The sequence below is a fragment of the Thermoanaerobaculia bacterium genome, assembly GCA_018057705.1.
Taxonomy (GTDB): domain Bacteria; phylum Acidobacteriota; class Thermoanaerobaculia; order Multivoradales; family JAGPDF01; genus JAGPDF01.
Genome location: JAGPDF010000073.1, coordinates 5702 through 23273, shown reverse-complemented (window position 1 = coordinate 23273; position 17572 = coordinate 5702). Strand labels below are relative to the sequence as shown.

The 17572-nt window shown below is 70.8% G+C and carries 19 protein-coding genes; all 19 read left to right on the top strand.

The window, feature by feature from the left end; translation table 11 throughout:
- Positions 1-154 precede the first annotated feature (154 nt).
- The gene (locus tag KBI44_17505) at positions 155-1699 is read left to right on the top strand and encodes a type I 3-dehydroquinate dehydratase (protein MBP9146278.1); all 1545 of its coding nucleotides are present in this window, start codon (positions 155-157) and stop codon (positions 1697-1699) included.
- A complete protein-coding gene (locus tag KBI44_17500; GenBank protein MBP9146277.1) occupies positions 1696-2757 on the top strand; it encodes an ATP phosphoribosyltransferase regulatory subunit in 1062 nt (353 codons plus the stop codon). The genes KBI44_17505 and KBI44_17500 overlap by 4 nt, the downstream gene beginning before the upstream one ends.
- Positions 2754-3395: an ATP phosphoribosyltransferase gene (locus KBI44_17495; protein ID MBP9146276.1), complete on the top strand. Its 642-nt coding sequence runs from the start codon at positions 2754-2756 to the stop codon at positions 3393-3395. The genes KBI44_17500 and KBI44_17495 overlap by 4 nt, the downstream gene beginning before the upstream one ends.
- Positions 3392-4711, top strand: a complete 1320-nt coding sequence (gene hisD / locus KBI44_17490) for a histidinol dehydrogenase (protein ID MBP9146275.1) — start codon at positions 3392-3394, stop codon at positions 4709-4711. Before KBI44_17495 ends, hisD begins: the two co-directional genes overlap by 4 nt.
- Complete coding sequence (locus KBI44_17485; protein ID MBP9146274.1) at positions 4708-5808, top strand: histidinol-phosphate aminotransferase family protein; 1101 nt, start codon at positions 4708-4710, stop codon at positions 5806-5808. Before hisD ends, KBI44_17485 begins: the two co-directional genes overlap by 4 nt.
- Positions 5805-6413 carry an imidazoleglycerol-phosphate dehydratase HisB gene (gene hisB, locus KBI44_17480; GenBank protein ID MBP9146273.1) on the top strand — a complete coding sequence of 203 codons (609 nt, stop codon included), beginning with the start codon at positions 5805-5807 and terminating at the stop codon, positions 6411-6413. Before KBI44_17485 ends, hisB begins: the two co-directional genes overlap by 4 nt.
- Entirely contained in the window at positions 6410-7063 is a 654-nt protein-coding gene (hisH, locus tag KBI44_17475; GenBank protein MBP9146272.1) for an imidazole glycerol phosphate synthase subunit HisH, read from the top strand. The genes hisB and hisH overlap by 4 nt, the downstream gene beginning before the upstream one ends.
- Positions 7054-7800, top strand: coding sequence for a 1-(5-phosphoribosyl)-5-((5-phosphoribosylamino)methylideneamino)imidazole-4-carboxamide isomerase (locus KBI44_17470; GenBank protein ID MBP9146271.1), 747 nt, complete (start codon positions 7054-7056; stop codon positions 7798-7800). The genes hisH and KBI44_17470 overlap by 10 nt, the downstream gene beginning before the upstream one ends.
- Complete coding sequence (gene hisF, locus KBI44_17465) at positions 7797-8633, top strand: imidazole glycerol phosphate synthase subunit HisF (protein MBP9146270.1); 837 nt, start codon at positions 7797-7799, stop codon at positions 8631-8633. Before KBI44_17470 ends, hisF begins: the two co-directional genes overlap by 4 nt.
- On the top strand, positions 8630-9511 hold the full coding sequence (locus KBI44_17460; GenBank protein ID MBP9146269.1) for a bifunctional phosphoribosyl-AMP cyclohydrolase/phosphoribosyl-ATP diphosphatase HisIE: 882 nt from the start codon (positions 8630-8632) through the stop codon (positions 9509-9511). Before hisF ends, KBI44_17460 begins: the two co-directional genes overlap by 4 nt.
- Positions 9508-10953, top strand: a complete 1446-nt coding sequence (locus tag KBI44_17455) for a chorismate-binding protein (protein MBP9146268.1) — start codon at positions 9508-9510, stop codon at positions 10951-10953. The genes KBI44_17460 and KBI44_17455 overlap by 4 nt, the downstream gene beginning before the upstream one ends.
- A complete protein-coding gene (locus KBI44_17450; GenBank protein MBP9146267.1) occupies positions 10950-11537 on the top strand; it encodes an aminodeoxychorismate/anthranilate synthase component II in 588 nt (195 codons plus the stop codon). Before KBI44_17455 ends, KBI44_17450 begins: the two co-directional genes overlap by 4 nt.
- Positions 11534-12544: an anthranilate phosphoribosyltransferase gene (gene trpD / locus KBI44_17445; protein ID MBP9146266.1), complete on the top strand. Its 1011-nt coding sequence runs from the start codon at positions 11534-11536 to the stop codon at positions 12542-12544. The genes KBI44_17450 and trpD overlap by 4 nt, the downstream gene beginning before the upstream one ends.
- A gap of 15 nt (positions 12545-12559) precedes the next feature.
- Positions 12560-13348 (top strand): indole-3-glycerol-phosphate synthase, encoded by a 789-nt coding sequence (locus tag KBI44_17440; GenBank protein ID MBP9146265.1) that lies wholly within the window; start codon positions 12560-12562, stop codon positions 13346-13348.
- Entirely contained in the window at positions 13345-13965 is a 621-nt protein-coding gene (locus KBI44_17435) for a phosphoribosylanthranilate isomerase (GenBank protein MBP9146264.1), read from the top strand. The genes KBI44_17440 and KBI44_17435 overlap by 4 nt, the downstream gene beginning before the upstream one ends.
- 7 nt (positions 13966-13972) lie before the next feature.
- Entirely contained in the window at positions 13973-15220 is a 1248-nt protein-coding gene (gene trpB / locus KBI44_17430; GenBank protein MBP9146263.1) for a tryptophan synthase subunit beta, read from the top strand.
- On the top strand, positions 15217-16065 hold the full coding sequence (gene trpA / locus KBI44_17425) for a tryptophan synthase subunit alpha (GenBank protein ID MBP9146262.1): 849 nt from the start codon (positions 15217-15219) through the stop codon (positions 16063-16065). Before trpB ends, trpA begins: the two co-directional genes overlap by 4 nt.
- Positions 16066-16274: 209 nt before the next feature.
- Positions 16275-16814, top strand: a complete 540-nt coding sequence (locus KBI44_17420; protein ID MBP9146261.1) for a phospholipase — start codon at positions 16275-16277, stop codon at positions 16812-16814.
- A 180-nt stretch (positions 16815-16994) separates the two neighbouring features.
- Positions 16995-17572 (top strand): hypothetical protein (locus KBI44_17415; protein ID MBP9146260.1); only part of this gene is annotated, 578 nt, incomplete at its 3' end.

Below are 17572 nucleotides of genomic sequence, written 5' to 3'. Positions count from 1 at the left end.
CCTCCAGCTGCTGGCGCAGCTCTGCTCATCATCACGCGCATTAGGTAGGCCGGGGCGTCTTGTCCCGGCCCATCGGGCCCGGGACGACCAGCCGAGAACCTGCACCTCCTCCGCTGACCTCCTTCCGGGTACCCGGGAGGAGGTTTTTGGCTTTATGGAGACAAAGGAGCGCGGGGAGCGGGGACAGCGCGTCGATCGTGCGCTGCTCGTCGCGTCGCTCGCCGAACCCCCGGCCGCGGACGGCCGTGATCTCGAAGCTCTCGGCAGAAGCGCCGACTGGCTCGAGGTGCGCGCCGACCTGGTCGGCGATCTCGACCCGGACTGGCTGCGCGCTCATTTCCCCGGGCAGCTTCTCTATACCCTGCGCAGCGGCTTCGAAGGCGGCGCTTTCGAAGGCTCGCGCGAATCGCGGCTGCGGCGGATCGGCGAGGCCGGGCCGCGCTACGATCGCGTCGATCTCGAAGGCGAGCGCGACCTGGTGCCGGAGCTGCTGGCACGGATTCCCGCCGCGCGACGAGTGGTGTCGTGGCATGGCGCGCCGATCGCCCTCGCGGCACTCCAGTCGCGACTCGCGCATCTGTCCTCGGTGCCCGCGGCGCTCTACAAGCTGGTGCCGGCGGCCGCCTCCGCCGGCGACGAGCTCGCTCCGCTGCAGCTGCTCGCCGGCTCGCCGCGCCGGGACGTCGTCGCCTTCGCGAGCGGCGAGGGCGGTTTCTGGACGCGAATCCTGGCGCCGCATCTGGGCGCTCCGGTGATCTACGGCTCGGCGGGCGCGCGTGCCGCGGCGCCAGGCCAGCCGTCGGTGGAACAGTTGCGCCGCGACTATGGCTTCCCGGAGCTGCCGCGAATCCGCCATCTCTTCGGGTTGGTGGGCCGGCCGGCGCTCAAGTCGCTGTCGCCGCGTCTGCACAACGCGGCCTATCGGGCGCTGGGCATTCCGGCGCTCTACGTCCCGTTCGACGTCGAGCAGTTCGGCGACTTCTGGCTCGAGATCGTCGAGAGCGAGGCGATCGCCGGCCTTGGCCTCACGTTGGGGGGGCTGTCGATCACCACGCCGCACAAGGAGGTCGCCTTCACGGTCGCCGGAGCGACGAGCCCGCTCACCGAACGCCTCCAGGCGGTCAACACCCTGACACCGCGACGCGGTGTCTGGGAGGGGGAGTCGACCGATGCCGAAGGCGTCGTCGAAGCGCTGCGGGCGCGCGGCGTCGAACCGCGAGGCCGGAGGATCGCGGTCGTCGGCTGCGGTGGCGCCGGCCGGGCGGCGGCGCTCGGACTTGCCGTCGCCGGCGCCAAGGTCGTGCTGGCGAATCGTGGACCCGAGCGCGGCATGGCGGCCGCACGGGCGCTCGGGCTGCCGTTCGTGCCGCTCTCCGACCTCGGGAGCTCGCACGGCGCGGCCGGATCCGCGGACGATTTTGAAGTGTACGTGCACGCTACGCCGCTCGGGCGGCGCGACGGCGACGAGCTGCCGCTGCCGGTGGCGCGCCTCGCGGCGGGCGCCGTCGTCATCGACCTGGTTTACGGCGAGAGCCCGACGCCGCTGGTCGCCGAGGCCCGGCGGCGTGGCTTCACGGCCATCGACGGGCGCGAGGTTCTGCTCTTTCAGGCGATTCCGCAGTTCCGTTCGATGACCGGGTACGACCTGCCGGCGGAGCTGGCGCGCCAGGTGCTGGGGCTCGAAGCGGGGCGCGCGTGAAGCTCAGGGCGACCTTGCCGGCGGGAGTCCAGGCGCTGCTCTTCGGGTCGGCAGCGCGACTGCGAAAGCTCGAGGCGGAGCTCTCCGCGGAGCTCGAGGCGCGTGGCTTCCGTGAAGCGGTGCTGCCGATGGTCGACTACTTCGCGCCCTATGAGCCGCTCCTTGCTCCTGCGGCGCGTGCCGAGCTCTACCGTTTCGCCGACCGCGACGGCGAGCTGCTCGCCTTGCGGTCGGACTTCACACCGATGCTCGCCCGACTCCTCGCGCCGCACCTCGCGGCGCTCGAGCTGCCGCTCAAGCTGTTCTATCGCGGTGACGTCGTGCGCTGCCCGGAGCGCGGCGCGCAGAGCGAGGTCGAGCAGCATCAGATCGGCGGCGAGCTGCTCGGGAGCGAGGGGGAGGGGCCGGCGCTCGAGCGCGAGGCGGCGCTCGCCTGCGCCCGTCTTCTGGCGCTGGCGACCGGCGGGCGCGCCCACCTCGTGCTCGGCTTCGCCGGGGTGCTCGACGATCTTCTCGTGGCGGCGGTCGGTCGCGAGCGGGCTCCAGAGCTCGCGCGGGCGGTCGCGCGCCGGGAGCGTGGCGCCGCGCGCCTGGGAGCCTCGAGCCCGACCGCCGGCACAGCATCGGGCGGGGCCGCCGCGGCCGGCGCAGTCGCCGTGCAGACAGCGATCGGCGAGATCCTCGACCAGGGCTCACCGCGCGCGGGCGAGGCGCTCGGGGTGCGCGGTGCGGCCGCCCTCGCCAGGCTGGAGGAACTGCGGCGGGAGTTGGCGCGCCTCGAACCCACGGTCGCGGTCACGATCGATCTGGCGGAGTTCGCCGACTTCTCGACACTCGCCATCGCCGCCGCGACCGGAGAGTCGGGTGGTCGCGATTTCCGGTCCTACTACGATGGCCTGGTGCTGCGTGCCTACCTCCCTGGGCGTGCCCGGCCGGTGGCGAGCGGCGGGCGCTACGACGCCCTCTTTCGCAAGCTCGGGGCCGAAGTCGCCGCGGTCGGATTCTCGATCCGACTCGATGCGTTGACCGAGCCCAGAATTCAGGAGGAGCTCTCTTGATCCGCCTCGCGCTACCCAAGGGCCGCAACCTCGAAACCGCGCTCGCGGCCTTCGCGGCCGGCGGTCTCGATCTCTCCGGACTCGACAGTGCGGCGGCGCGCGATTCGCGCCGGCTCTGGCACGTCTTTCCGGAGCTCGGCCTCGAAGTCCTGCTGCTCAAGGACCGCGACCTGCCGCTCTACGTTGGGCGCGGGGTCGCAGACTGCGGCATCGTCGGCCGCGACGTGCTCGACGAGGTCGATGGCGACCTGCTCGTACCGCTCGAGCTCGCCGGGGGGCGCAGCCGTCTGTCGCTCATCGGCCGCGCGGGGCGAGCGCTGCCGGGTGCCGGGGAGCAGGTGAGGCTCGCCACCAAGTATCCCCGCACGGCGGAGCGCTTTCTCGAGCGCCAGCCCTGGAGCGCCGAGATTCTCGAGCTCTCGGGCTCGATCGAGCTCGCGCCGCTGGTGGGCCTCGCCGACTTCATCCTCGACATCGTGCAGAGCGGCTCGACGCTCCGGGCGCACGGCCTCGCGGAGATCGAGCCGGTGCGCGAGATCGCCCCCTGCTTCGTGGTCCATCGTGCCGCATGGCAGATGCGGCGCGCCGAGCTCACCGGCCTCCTGGGCCGTCTGGAACGGGCGGGAGTCGCGGCATGAAAGCCCTGCGCATCGTGCACTCCGACCGGCCAGCGGGACTTCGGCTCCGGCGGCGCATCGCCCTGCGCCTGGCGACCGTTCTCGATACCCGGGTGGAGAAGACGGCGCGCCGCATCGTCGCCGCCATTCGCAAGGGCGGCGACGCGGCGTTGCTCGATGCGGCGCGCGCCCATGATGGCTGCGCTGCCGCCAGCACGATGGCCGACCTGCGGCTCGCACCGCTCCCCGGGGACGGCGGCTGGCGCAATGTCACGCCGGCGGTCCAGGACGCGGTCGAGCTGGCGATCGAGAACGTCGGGCACTTCCATCGCGCACAGCTCCGGGCTGCGGGCGACGGTTTCAGCGTCGAGTGCGCGGGGGTGACCCTCGCGGAGGTCGTGCAGCCACTCGCTCGCGTCGGTCTCTACGTGCCCGGAGGGCGGGCGAGCTACCCCTCGACCGCAATCATGACGGCTGTACCGGCCCAGGTCGCCGGGGTCTCGGAGATCGTGGTCGCGACGCCCGCACGGACCTACCTCGCGCAGCCGGTCCTGCGCTATACGCTGGCGCGGCTCGGAGTCGACGAGATCTGGGGCGTCGGCGGAGCGCATGCCGTCGCGGCGCTGGCCTACGGCACCGAGTCGGTGCGACGGGTCGACGCCATCGCGGGTCCGGGCAACGCCTGGGTGACCGCGGCGAAGCGGCAGGTCGCAGGCGTCGTCGCCATCGACGGCTTGATGGGCCCCTCCGAGGTCGTCATCGTGGCCGGGGAAGAGGCCGATGCGGAGTGGATCGCCGCCGATCTCCTGGCGCAGGCCGAGCACGATCCGCGCGCCGCGGCGCTTCTCGTGACGACTTCGCGCCGGTTGGCGGTGCGCGTGGCGTCGGCAGTCGAGCGCCAGCTGCCGGCGCTCGCGACGGCGGACACGGCTCTCGCCGCGCTGCGCGGCTACGGTGGCGCGCTGCTGGTCGCCGACCTCGCCGCCGCGGTGGCGCTCGCCAGCGAGATCGCGCCGGAGCACCTGCAGCTCGTCGGGGCGGAGGTCGAGGCGGCAGCGCCGCGCTTCGGGAGCGCCGGGGCGGTCTTCGTCGGCGCGCGCACGCCCGAGGTCTTCGGCGACTATGTCGCGGGCCCGAGTCACGTCCTGCCGACGTGCGGTACGGCGCGCTTCGCCTCCGGTCTCTCGGTCGAGAGCTTTCGCCGCCGGACCCACCGCATCGAAGTTCACGAACCGGCGGCGGCGGAGCGCTTCGCGAAGGCTGCGGCAGCTCTCGCCGAGGCCGAAGGGCTGCCGGCGCACGCGGCCGCTGCCGCCGCTCGGCGAGGTGGGGCATGAGTCGTTACGTGCGCCCCGAGGTGCAGGCGCTCGGCGCCTATACCCTCGACCTCTCGCCCTGCCGCTTCAAGCTCGACCAGAACGAGGTGCCGTGGGAGCTGCCGCGGCGCATCAAGGAGGAGGTCGCCCGTCGTCTGCTCGATCGCGAGTGGGCGCGCTATCCGGACTTTCATGCCGCGCGGCTGCGCGAGCGTTTGGCTGCGGCCCACGACTGGATGCCCGAAGGCGTGCTCGCCGGCAACGGCTCGAACGAGCTGCTCGCGGCGACGATGGCCGCGGTCGGCGGTCCCGGGCGGGAGATTCTCGGTCTCGCGCCGAGCTTCGGGCTCTATCCGGTCTTCGCGCTCCAGTCGGGCGCGCGCTACCGGGCGATCGGACCGCGCGCCGACCTCGCGCTGCCGACCGACGAGCTCGAGCTCGAGATCGACCGCGATCCGCGCCGGACGGTCCTCGTCGCCTCGCCGAACAACCCGACCGGCGAGGCGATCCCCCCGGCGACGATCGCGCGCTGGGCGGCGAAGCTCGCGGATGCCGACGCGCCGCTGCTGCTCGACAACGCCTACGGCGAGTTCTGCCGCTTCGACTACCGGCCACTCCTCGCCCGGCATCCGAACCTGGTGATCTTCCGCACCTTCTCCAAGGCCTGGTCGCTCGCGGGCCTCCGCCTCGGCTACCTTCTCGGCGCGCCGGACCTGGTGAGCGAGATCGTCAAGGTGAAGCTGCCCTACAACCTCGGCCAGGCCGGCGCCATCGCCGGCGAGCTGGCGCTCGACAACGCCGCGCTCGTCGAGCGTCGCGTCCGCCTGCTCGTCGCGCGGCGCGCGCAGTGGCGCGCGCTGCTCGCGGCGAGCCAAGAGGAAGTCTTCGCTTCCGAAGCGAATTTTCTGTTGGTGAGAAACAGCAAAGAGAGAAGCCTGCTGGTAAAGGGGTCGCTCGCAGAGCGCGGGATTCGAGTGCGCGACGTTTCCGCCGGACCCGGCCTCGAAGGATGCCTGCGATTCTCCGTCGGAACCGGCGCGGCCCTCCGGGCCACGGCACGAGCGCTGAACGGTCACTTTTCGTTTACTGGAAGCCTTTCGCTTCAGGAGCCGCGATGAGACGAGCTAGCGTCCAGCGCCAGACGAAGGAAACCCGAATCGAAGTCGAATTGGATCTCGAGTCAGGAACAGCGACCTCGATCACCGTTCCGAACGGCTTTCTCGGTCACATGCTCGAGGCGCTCGCGACGCATTCCGGAATCGGTCTGCGGCTGGCGGCGCTGGGTGATACTTCGGTCGACCTGCATCACACGGTGGAGGACACCGGGCTCGTGTTGGGCGAGGCGCTCGCCGGGGCGCTCGGCGAGCGCCGAGGCGTGGTGCGTTTCGCGCACGCCTACGCGCCGCTCGACGAGGCGCTGGCGCGGGCCGTGATCGATCTCTCCGGCCGCGGCTACTTCGTCTGGACCCTGCCGCCGGAGCTCGAGCAGGCCTGGGTGACGCGCGAGTTCCCGCTCACCCTGGTCGCCGACTTCTTCCAGGCGCTCGCCGATCGCGGGCGTCTGACGCTCCACCTGACCGTTGTGGCCGGGCGCAATCCGCACCATGTCGCCGAGGCCTGCTTCAAGGCGGTGGCGGTGGCTCTGCGGCAGGCGGTGGCCCTGCGCGAAGGCGCCGGGTCGACCGCGGAGATCCCGAGTACCAAAGGGACGCTCGCCCGATGAGCGCCGAACCCCTGATCCTCGACCTCGGCGTCGGCAATCTCGGCAACGTGGCGCGCGCGCTCACGGCGGCCGGTGCGCGGCCGATCGTCTCTGCGGATCCCGCCGCCGTGCGCGTGGCGCGCCGTATCGTGCTGCCCGGTGTGGGTGCCTTCCGTCCGCCCCGCGAGCGCCTTCGGGGCGCGCTCGAGGAGGCGCTGCGCGCGGCGCTCGCGGGGGGCGCTCATCTTCTCGGGATCTGCGTCGGCTACCAGCTGCTCTTCGAGGGCAGCGACGAGTTCGGTGCCACCGGCGGGCTCGCCCTGCTCGCCGGCCGGATTACCGAGCTTCCGGCGACCGTCTCCCTGCCGCACATCGGTTGGAACCGGCTCGAAACGCACTCGCCGCATCCGCTGCTCGATGGCCTCGAAAGCGACGCCTACGTCTACTTCGTGCACAGCTTCGCGCCCGACGCCGACGCAGGCGACGGCGCCCCCGGAAAGCCGGACACCGAGACCGTGGCGACCGCGCTGCACGGCAGAAGGTTCGCAGCCGTCTCGGCGCGGGACCGCATCTGCGGCACCCAGTTCCATCCCGAAAAGAGCGGCGAGGCGGGTTTGCGGGTGCTGCGCAACTTCCTGGCGCTCTCCGGGGGAGACGGCGCATGCAACTGATACCTTCGATCGATCTGCGGCGCGGCGAGGTCGTCCGCCTGGCGCAGGGGCGCGACGCCGAAGCGACGGTCTACGCCGCCGACCCGCTCGAAGTGCTGGCGCGTTTTCAGGAAGCCGGCGCCGAGCGTGTGCACATCGTCGACCTCGACGCTGCTTTCGGAGAGCCACGACAAGTGGGTGCGTTGGCGAAACTGGCGCGGGCGGCGAAGCGCGAAAAGCTTCAGCTAGGGGGTGGCTTGCGGACCGCCGAGTTGCTGCGCGCCGCTCTCGAGAGCGGGTTCGATCGCGTCATCGCCGGATCGATGGTGGTGCGCGACCCCGCAGGCTTCGGGCGCGCGGCAGCACAGTCTCCCGGTCGAATCGTTCCCGCTCTCGAGTTCGCCGGCGACGAGCTTCGCGCAGCCGGCTGGCGTGAGGGCACCGCGCTGGGCCTCGACGAGGTGCTGAAGCAGCTTCTTCCCTTTACCGGACTTTTTCTCGAAGCGCTCGTCACGGACATTGCCCGCGACGGGATGCTGAACGGTCCGAATCTCGACCTTGCGGTCAGCGTGGCGCGCGCTCTCGGGGTGAGGGCAATCGTCTCGGGAGGCGTTTCCGGAGCGGGCGATATCGTCGCTGCCGCTGCGCATCCCGAGCTCTCGGGAGTCATCGTCGGCCGGGCGTTCTACGAGGGCAGGCTCGATCTGCCCTCTGCCATCGAGGCGCTGCGCGCTTCGATGGCAGAGGTGCCGGCATGAACACGGCGGCATCGCCGCTCGCCGGTGCCGCCGGCGGCGCCGGAGCCACGGCGCTTGCCTGCCGGGTGATCCCCTGCCTCGATGTCGCGGACGGCAAGGTGGTGAAGGGGGTGCGGTTCGCGGACCTGGCCGTTCTGGGTTCGCCCGCTGAAATGGCGCAGCGCTACTGCCTCGAAGGGCCGGCGGGGGCCGACGAGATTGTCTTCCTCGACGTCGCCGCCTCGCACGAGCGCCGCGGGCCGGCGCTCGCCTGGATCGAGGAGGTCGCCGCCAGCGTCTTCATTCCGCTCACCGTCGGCGGCGGAGTGCGCAGCCTCGACGATGCGCGCGATCTGCTCGCGGCCGGCGCCGACAAGGTGGCGGTCAACTCGGCAGCGGTGGCGCGTCCCGGCCTTCTGACCGAGCTCGCCGAGCGCTACGGCCGCCAGTGCGTCGTGCTCTCCGTCGACGCGCGCCGCAGGACGCCGGCGCAGGGCGGGGACGGTTGGGAGGTCGTCACGCGGGGCGGCCGTCAGCGGACCGGTCTCGACGCGCTCGACTGGATCGCCGAGGGGATCGAGCGCGGCGCCGGTGAGCTCCTGCTGACCAGTATCGACCGGGACGGCACGGGCGACGGCTTCGACTGCGATCTCCTTGCGGCGGCCGCCGCCCGGGTGAACATCCCGATCATCGCCTCGGGCGGTGCCGGCCGGGTGGAGGACTTCGCCGCCGCGCTCGGCGCCGGCGCCGCCGCCGTTCTCGCCGCCGGCCTCTTTCATCGCGAGGAGATTTCGGTGTCCGGGTTGAAGCGCTACCTTGCAGCACAAGGGTTTCCAGTAAGGGGGGTCTCGTGAGCGCTGAGTCTTCGTTGGCAGAGTTCGACCCCGCAGTCCTGCGCTACGACGCTGCAGGCCTCCTGCCTGTGGTCGCGCAGGACGCCTTCAGCGGCCGCGTCCTGATGCTCGCCTGGGCGAACGCCGATGCCGTAGCGATGACTCTTGCGACCGGCGAAGCGCATTTCTGGAGCCGCAGCCGACGAGCCCTCTGGCGCAAGGGCGAGACCTCCGGGAACGTCCTGCGGCTCGTCTCGATCGAGCGCGACTGCGACGGCGACAGCCTGCTCCTGCGGGTGATTCCTGCAGGGCCCGCCTGCCACACCGGCGCCACCAGCTGCTTCGATGCCGATTTCTCCGCCGGAGAAGTGGGCGCGGGTCTCGACCTCGGAGCACTCGAACGCATCATCGCGGCTCGCGCCAGCGCCGACCCGGAAGCGAGCTACACGGCGCGACTCTTCGCCGAAGGCATCGAGCGCATGGCGCAGAAGGTCGGCGAGGAGGCGACCGAGGTCGTCATCGCCGCGCTCGCATCGCACCACGCTCGCGATCCGGAAGGCGAAAGGACCGGTAAAGGGGAGGCGTTGCATCCGGCAGACTCGCTGCCTTCCCGGACGCAGCTCCCCGCGCCGGAGGCGCGAGGCTCAGGGCGCGAACAGAAGCAACGGCTGGTCGAAGAGGCGAGCGATCTGCTCTTTCACCTCCTCGTGCTGCTGCGCGCGAACGGCGTGACGACGCTGGACCTCGCCCGCGAGCTCTCCGCGCGCCACCAGGGACGAGCGAGTCCCGCGGTGGACAACAGCCTCCCTTTACCGAGAAGCAGCGCTGCGTCCGCAACGACGCAAGCCGAGCGGCGCGAGCCACCGCGGCCAGGGTCGTCAGAAAAGAAGGCAAGATGAAGAGAGTGACTCCGCACCTGCGTGAGCTGCTGGCCGAGACGGTGACGCCGCTCGCGGTCTATCAGCGCCTCAAGGCGCTCTCGCCGGTGCGCTTTCTCTTCGAGAGCGTCACCGGCGGCGAACAGGTGGCGCGCTTCAGCTTTCTCGGCGCCGCGCCGCGCGAGATCTATCGCCTCTATCCGGATCGCCTGGAGGTGGAGCGCGACGGCCGGAGGAGCGATCTCCCTGGACCGCCGCTCGCCGCGCTCCGGGCGGTCGTCGAAGGCTACTCGACGCCCGAGCTGCCGGTCCCTTTCGCCGGCGGTTTCGTCGGCACGTTCGGCTTCGATCTGGTGCGGCTCGTCGAGCGGATTCCTTCGCGGCCGCCCGATCCCTGGGGGCTGCCGGTCGCGATCCTCGGGCGGTTCGACGAAGTCATCGCTTTCGACCATGCCCAGCAGCGACTGCTGCTCGTCGCCAACGAGATCGAGGGCGAGACGACGGCGGCGGAGGCCGAACGCGCCCTCGACCGCCTCGAAGGCGCGCTGGCGCGCGATGTCCGGGTGCGCGCAATCCGGCTGCCGGAGGAGCGGCCGGTCCTCGACCGCGCTCCCGAGACGAGTCTCTCGGGGCCGGACTTCCAGCGCGCGGTGACCCTCGCGAAGGAGCACATTCTGGCCGGGGACATCTTCCAGGTCGTCCTGGCGCGACACTTCCGACTCGCTTCCGAAGCCACGCCCGAGGCGCTCTACCGCGCGCTGCGGCGGGTGAACCCGAGCCCCTACATGGTGCTGCTCGAGTTCCCGGAGGTCGCCCTCATCGGCGCCTCTCCGGAGATGCTCGTCAAGAAGACCGGCGACCGGCTGGTGACCCGCCCGATCGCCGGCACCCGGCGCCGCGGTGCGGATGCCGAGGCTGACCGCGCCCTCGCCGCGGAGCTCCTTGCCGACCCGAAGGAGCGCGCCGAGCACGTGATGCTGGTCGACCTCGGGAGAAACGACCTGGGGCGTGTGGCGACACCGGGGAGTGTCTCGGTCGAGAGCTTCCTCGAGGTCGAACAGTACTCGCACGTTCTTCACCTGGTTTCGAGCGTCGAAGCGGAGCTCGCCCCGGGCAAGTCCGCTCTCGACGCGCTCCTGGCGGCTTTCCCCGCCGGGACGGTCTCGGGCGCGCCGAAGATCCGCGCGATCGAGATCCTCGACCGGCTCGAGCCGGAGTCGCGCGGACTCTATGCCGGAGCCACCGGCTACCTCTCTTTTTCCGGCGACCTCGACACCTGCATTACGATCCGCACGCTCGTCGCCAGAAAGTCGAACGATGGCTCCGGCAGTTCGGAGGTCTCGGTGACTGCCGGCGCCGGCATCGTCGCCGATTCCGACCCGGGGCGGGAGGAGCAGGAGACCGAGAACAAGGCCGCGGCGCTTCTCGCTGCGGTCGCCCTCGCCGAGGAGCTGGAACGATGATCCTGGTGATCGACAACTACGACTCGTTCACCTACAACCTGGTGCAGCTGCTGGCGGTCGCCGGAGCCGAGCCGGTCGTGGTCCGGAACGATGCCGCGACGGTCGACGAGCTCCTGGCGATGCGCCCGGCCGGGATCCTGCTCTCTCCCGGCCCCGGCCGGCCCGGGGAGTCCGGCGTCTGCGTCCCGCTGCTCGCGCGGCGCCCGGACCTGCCGATTTTCGGCGTCTGCCTCGGGCATCAGGCGCTGGGGGAGTCGTTCGGCGCCACGGTCGATCGCGCACCGGTGCTGATGCACGGCAAGACCTCGGCGGTGCGGCACTCGGGCGAGGGAATCTTCGCCGGCGTCCCGAACCCGTTCGAAGCGACGCGCTACCACTCGCTCGAGGTGCGCGAAGCGACCCTGCCGCCCGAGCTCGAGGCGATCGCCTGGAGCGACGACGGAATCGTCATGGCTTTACGGCACCGGGAACTGCCCTATTGGGGCGTCCAGTTCCACCCCGAGTCGGTCCTGACGGTCGCGGGGCCGCGGATCGTCACCAACTTCCTCGCCCGCTGCGGGCTGCCGGTGGCGGTCGCCGAATGAGCGAACCGGCGCACCTGCTCCAGCGCCTGCTCGACCGCGAGGATCTGCGGCGCGAGGAGGTCGCGGCGCTCTTCGGGCGGATCATGGACGGCGAGCTCGCCGAGAGCCAGATCGCCGCGCTGCTCGTCGCCCTGGCGATGAAAGGGGAGACCACGGACGAGATCGCCGGCGCGGTGGAGGCGATGCGGGCCCGGGTGCGAGGCGTACCCCACGCCATCGCCGAGGTGATCGACACCTGCGGCACCGGTGGCGACGGCCGCGGAACGTTCAACATCTCGACCGCGGCGGCGTTCGTCGCGGCGGCGGCGGGAGCGACCGTCGCCAAGCACGGCAACCGCGCGGTCTCGTCGCGCTCCGGGAGCGCGGATCTCCTCGTCGCGCTGGGGTTGCCGGTCGAGGTTGCGCCCGCGACCTCCGGGCGCCAGCTCGAGGAGATCGGAATCGCGTTCCTGTTCGCTCCGACGCACCATCCCGCGACCCGGGCCGTCGTGCCGGTGCGGCGGGCGCTCGGCGTGCGGACGATCTTCAACCTCCTCGGGCCACTCACCAACCCTGCGGCGGCGCGCCGGCAGCTGATCGGGGTCTACGCCCGTGACCGCGTCGAGCCGGTGGCGCGGGTCCTCGCGGCGCTGGGATGCGAGCACGCGCTCGTCGTGCACGGCGACGACGGCCTCGACGAGATCACCACCACGACCCTCACCCACGTCGCCGAAGTGCGGCAAGGGGAGGTCGAGACGTATGAGCTCACTCCGGAATCGGCCGGAGTCCGGCGCGCTGCGCCCGAAGCCCTCGCCGGAGGCGCTCCGGAGGAGAACGCGACCCGGCTGCTGGAGTTGCTGGAGGGCGAGACCGGCGCGCTCACCGATATCGTCGCCCTGAACGCCGGCGCGGCGCTCTATGTGGGCGGGAGGGCCGCCTCGATTGCCGAGGGTGTCGAGATGGCGAGGGCCGTGCTTGTCTCCGGCGCGGCGCATGCGAAACTTCTGGCGCTGAAAAGCTTCCAGTAAAGGAAAAACAACCCAGTGCCGCCCGCCGACATCCTGCAACGCATCGTCGCCAGCCGCCGCCAGCGCCTGGGAGTCTCCCCTGTGCACCGGACGCCACCTTCATTTACCGGAAGCTTTTCGCTTTCTGGCGCGCCCGACAATCCGTTCGTGTCGGCGCTGGCTGCACGGCGCGGTAGGGCAGTCATCGCCGAGGTGAAGATGGGCTCGCCTCGCCTCGGCTCGCTCGCCGGCCGGTTCGACCCGGTGGCCCAGGCCGCGGCCTACGCCGCGGCGGGGGCGGCGGCTCTCTCGGTGGTGGTCGAGCCGGATTACTTCTTCGGCAGCTACGAGCTGCTCGCCGCCTGCAAGGCCGCCTGCGGTCTGCCGGCGATCGCCAAGGAGTTCGTGGTCGACCTCCGCCAGCTCGACTGGGCGGTCGAGGCCGGGGCCGACGCCATCCTGCTCGTCGCCGCGCTCTATTCGGCCGTCGAGCTCGCCGGTTGGGCGGCGGCGTCGCGCGAGCGCGGCCTCGCTCCGCTCGTCGAGACCCACGACCTGTCCGATCTCGACCTGCTCGCCGGAGCCGAGTGGGAGATGATCGGAGTGAACAACCGCGACCTGCGCACATTCGAGGTCGATCTCGAGCATTCGATCGGCATGCGCCCGAAGCTGCCGCCGCTGGCGCTCGCCGTCGCGGAGAGCGGCATCGCGAAGCGCTCCGACGTCGAGCGGCTGCGCGCCGCCGGCTTCGACGCCTTCCTCGTCGGCGAGAGCCTCCTTCTCGGCGGGAATCCGGCGGAGAAGCTCGCGGAGCTCTTCGCATGAGACCGCTGGTCAAGATCTGCGGCATCACGCGCGTCCACGACGCCATGATCGCCGCGGCGCTCGGCGCCGACTTCCTGGGGCTCAATCTGTTTCCACGCAGTCCTCGCAGCCTCTCGCTCGGCAAGGCGCGGGAAATCGCCGATGCGGTGCGCGGCCAGGTGCGCACGGTCGGCGTCTTCGTGAATACCCCCAGCCGCGAGCTCATGGCGATCATGGATACGATCGGCCTCGACTTCGCGCAGCTGCACGGCGACGAGTGGCCCGATGAGGTGGCGGTCCTCGGCAAGCGGGCGATCAAGGTCTTCCGCAGCCTCCCGGTGACGCCGGTGCATATCGCGCGGCACCCGCACGTCTGGGGCTTCCTCGTCGACACACCGAGCGCCAAGCTCTTCGGCGGCACCGGCATCACCTGGGACTGGCGGGGGCTGCGCGAGGTGCGGTCGCCGAAGCCGATGATCATCGCGGGCGGTATCTCGCCCGAGAACGTGCGGCGGGCGCTCACCGAGAGCGCCGCAGATGGGGTCGACGTCAATTCGGGAGTGGAGGTCAGCCCGGGCGTCAAGGATCCGCGGAGAATGAAGATGCTGTTCGAGGAGCTCAAACGTGGCCGGACTTAGGAAGAGAATGTCGACGGGACCCGACGAGCGCGGCCGGTTCGGGCCGTTCGGTGGGCGATTTGCGCCCGAGACCCTGATGGCGCCGCTCGAGGAGTTGGCGCGCGCTTACGACAGGCTGTCGCGCGACCGGCGCTTTCGCGAGGAGCTGGACGAGCTGCTGCACAATTACGTCGGCCGTCCGACGCCGCTCACCTTCGCCGAGCGCCTGTCGACCGAGCTCGGCGGGGCACGCATCTTTCTCAAGCGCGAAGACCTCCTGCATACCGGTGCGCACAAGATCAACAACGCTCTCGGTCAGGCTCTCCTCGCGCGGGCGATGAAGAAGAAGCGAGTGATCGCCGAGACCGGTGCCGGCCAGCACGGCGTCGCGACCGCGACCGCCGCGGCTCTGCTCGGCCTCGACTGCGTCGTTTACATGGGTGAGGAGGACATGCGTCGCCAGCATCCCAACGTCGAACGAATGCGGCTCCTCGGCACCGAGGTCGTGCCGGTCGCTTCCGGGTCGAAGACCCTGAAGGACGCGATCAACGAGGCGATGCGCGACTGGGTGACGAACGTGCGCACGACGCACTACATCCTGGGCTCCGTCCTGGGACCCGATCCGTTTCCGCGCATGGTGCGCGACTTCCATCGCGTGATCGGCGAGGAGGCGAAGCGCCAGATCCTGAAGCGCACCGGGCGTAAGGGTCCCGACGCCGCGATCGCCTGCGTCGGCGGAGGCTCGAACGCGATCGGTCTCTTTTCGGCCTTTCTCGAGGATCCGACCGTGCGCCTCATCGGGGTGGAGGCGGGCGGCCGCGGCAAGGGGCTGGGGGAGCATGCGGCGCGCTTCGCCCGCGACGGCGGCGCGCTCGGCGTGCTGCACGGCACGCGCACGATGGTGCTGCAGGATGCGGACGGTCAGGTGGCGGCCACTCATTCGGTTTCGGCGGGGCTCGACTATCCGGCAGTCGGACCGGAGCACGCGTTGCTGCGCCAGCTCGGCCGGGTCGAGTACACCAGCGCGACCGACGCGGAGGCGATCGCGGCGTTCCACCGGCTGGCCCGGACCGAGGGAATCCTGCCGGCGCTCGAGAGCGCCCACGCGGTCGCCGAGGCGATGAAGCGGGCGTCGAAGCTGTCGCGCCGACACGTGCTGCTGGTGAACCTCTCCGGACGCGGCGACAAGGATCTCGAGTCGGTCATCGGATGGGACGCCGGACATCCGGCTTCCGGGGCGGCACCTGCAGCGAAGCCAGGGAGGAGGAAGGCATGAAGGTCCTGAGTCTTCTGGGAGCCCGCCGGGCCGCCGCCGCCGCGCGTCCCCTGACGCAGGCTTTCGCGCGCGCCAAGAGCGAGCGCCGGGCGGCGTTCATCCCCTACATCACCGCCGGCGATCCCGATCTCGCGGCGACCGAGCGGCTCGCCATCGCGCTCGCGGCGGCGGGGGCCGACATCCTCGAGCTCGGAGTGCCGTTCAGCGATCCGATTGCCGACGGGCCGGTGAATCAGGCCGCGGCGGCGCGCGCTCTCGCCTCGGGCACGACCCTGGTCGGGATCCTCGCGCTGGTGGCCCGCCTGCAGCCGCGGCTCGGCATCCCGGTCGTCCTCTTCACCTACTTCAATCCAATTCACGCCTACGGCGTCGCGCGTTTCGCCGAGCATGCCGCAGCGTCGGGCGTCGATGGCGTCCTGTGCGTCGATCTGCCGCCGGAGGAGGCCGAGGGCGAGTACCTCGACGCGCTGCGGGCGCACGGCCTCGACGCCATCTTCCTCCTCGCGCCGACCTCGACCCGCGACCGGGTACGAGCGGTGGCGCGGCTGGGAAGCGGTTTCGTCTACTACGTTTCGCGCACCGGAGTGACTGGCGAGAAGCGCGAGCTGCCGGCGGCCCTGGCGGGCGAAGTCCGGGCGCTCGGCAAGAAGCTCAGGCTGCCTCTCGCGGTCGGTTTCGGCATCTCGACCCGGCCGCAGGTCGCGGCCGTGGCGAAGCTCGCCGACGGAGTGGTCGTCGGCAGTGCCCTCGTCCGCCTGATCGACGAGTCCGGGGGAAGCCCGGGTCTCGACGAGATCGTCTACGAGCGCGCCGTCGACCTCGCCGCAGGCACGAGGCGCGGCTGATGCCTCCCGCGGCAGGAGTCGGCAGGGTGACTGGAGATGTGGAAAGCGGGGGAGGCGTTGGCGGTGAGGAAAAGGAGGCGGGGGCCGAAACACAGATCCGGACGATCGCGACGCCTTCGCACGGGCGTTTTCTGCTCCGGCCTCCGGCGGGGCCTGCGACCCTGCTGCTGGTCGGCTTTCACGGCTATCGAGAGAATGCCACCCGCCACTTGGCCGAGCTCGAGCGCATCCCCGGCGCGCAGAGCTGGGCGCTGCTGGCCGTCGACGCGCTGCACGCCTTCTACGCCGGTTCGACCGGCGAGGTGCTGCGCGGCTGGATGACCCGCGAGCTGCGTGAGGAGGCGATTGCAGACAATGTCGCCTACGTGAGGAGAATCCTGGACGCCGTCCGACCCGAGATCGGCTGGACCGTGCCGCTCGCCTTCCTCGGCTTCTCCCAGGGCGCCTCGATGGCCTGGCGTGCGGCGCTCCTCGCCGGCCACGGCGGCGCCCCGCCGCCCGTTGTCGTCGCCCTGGCCGGAGACATCCCGCCGGAGCTTGCGCGCCACGACGGCCCATTCCCCGAGAGGGTCCTGATCGCGCACGGCGACCAGGATGAGTGGTACGACCAGAACAAGCTCAGCGCGGACGTGCAACTGTTGCAAGCAAAGGGTATCCACCCGAAAGCCCTGACCTTTGCCGGCGGTCACGTGTGGACGGACGAGTTCCGGCAGGCAGTAGCAGCGTTCCTTCAATCCCCGACCATCTGACCCGGCACCCCTTCTTCCGGCGGGCTTTTCTCCCTCCCGCCGGCGGCCCCGCCCCGCTCAGCCACAGGGGACCCGCGAGCGGCATTTTCCTTTACCGGAAGCTTTTTTTCTTTTTTCTCGAATATTTGTCACATTTCGAGGGGGGGCAGGCAACTAGATAGGTAGAGGGGGACATTTCTGATGGCCTATCGACGCTCCTGGCAGCGAGATTTCGACCGCTCGATCCGCGAGCACCCGGACTGGCCGGTGGTGGTGAGCCAGGGTGACTCCTGGTTTTCCTATCCACACGAGAAGAACGTCATCGACCATCTCGACGAGCCTCGTTCCGGCCGCGACGCGCCCGACCGCAAGGGCAAACCCGCCTCGCAGCGCGACTGGTCGCTGCTGCGTCTCGAACGCACACAGGACGAGATCCTCGGCGTGATGGCCGGCGGCGAGCGCGCTTTCCTCAACGAGATCCTGCATCGCTACGAAGTCGACGCCCTGCTCTTCTCGGCCGGCGGCAACGATCTCCTCGGCCCCGATCTGGGAGCCCTTCTGCAGCCGTTCCGGGCCGGGATGTCGGCCGGGGAGGCGATGGTCGAGAAGCGGCTGACGCGGCGCCTGGAGCAGATCGAAGACTGCTATCGCGAGCTCATCGACATGGTGCTCGACGACGGCGCCGATCTCCGCGTGCTGGTGAACTCGTACGACCTTCCCCTGCCGTCGTGCGAGGAAGCGCGCCTCCTCGGCGGCCGCAGCCCCGGCCCCTGGCTGCG

What these genes read in the sequence shown, in the direction of transcription:
- KBI44_17505 (MBP9146278.1), top strand. Translation starts at nt 155, where the DNA reads ATGGAGACAAAGGAGCGCGGGGAGCGGGGACAGCGCGTCGATCGTGCG.
- hisD (MBP9146275.1), top strand. Translation starts at nt 3,392, where the DNA reads ATGAAAGCCCTGCGCATCGTGCACTCCGACCGGCCAGCGGGACTTCGG.
- KBI44_17485 (MBP9146274.1), top strand. Translation starts at nt 4,708, where the DNA reads ATGAGTCGTTACGTGCGCCCCGAGGTGCAGGCGCTCGGCGCCTATACC.
- hisB (MBP9146273.1), top strand. Translation starts at nt 5,805, where the DNA reads ATGAGACGAGCTAGCGTCCAGCGCCAGACGAAGGAAACCCGAATCGAA.
- hisH (MBP9146272.1), top strand. Translation starts at nt 6,410, where the DNA reads ATGAGCGCCGAACCCCTGATCCTCGACCTCGGCGTCGGCAATCTCGGC.
- KBI44_17470 (MBP9146271.1), top strand. Translation starts at nt 7,054, where the DNA reads ATGCAACTGATACCTTCGATCGATCTGCGGCGCGGCGAGGTCGTCCGC.
- hisF (MBP9146270.1), top strand. Translation starts at nt 7,797, where the DNA reads ATGAACACGGCGGCATCGCCGCTCGCCGGTGCCGCCGGCGGCGCCGGA.
- KBI44_17455 (MBP9146268.1), top strand. Translation starts at nt 9,508, where the DNA reads ATGAAGAGAGTGACTCCGCACCTGCGTGAGCTGCTGGCCGAGACGGTG.
- KBI44_17450 (MBP9146267.1), top strand. Translation starts at nt 10,950, where the DNA reads ATGATCCTGGTGATCGACAACTACGACTCGTTCACCTACAACCTGGTG.
- trpD (MBP9146266.1), top strand. Translation starts at nt 11,534, where the DNA reads ATGAGCGAACCGGCGCACCTGCTCCAGCGCCTGCTCGACCGCGAGGAT.
- KBI44_17435 (MBP9146264.1), top strand. Translation starts at nt 13,345, where the DNA reads ATGAGACCGCTGGTCAAGATCTGCGGCATCACGCGCGTCCACGACGCC.
- trpB (MBP9146263.1), top strand. Translation starts at nt 13,973, where the DNA reads ATGTCGACGGGACCCGACGAGCGCGGCCGGTTCGGGCCGTTCGGTGGG.
- trpA (MBP9146262.1), top strand. Translation starts at nt 15,217, where the DNA reads ATGAAGGTCCTGAGTCTTCTGGGAGCCCGCCGGGCCGCCGCCGCCGCG.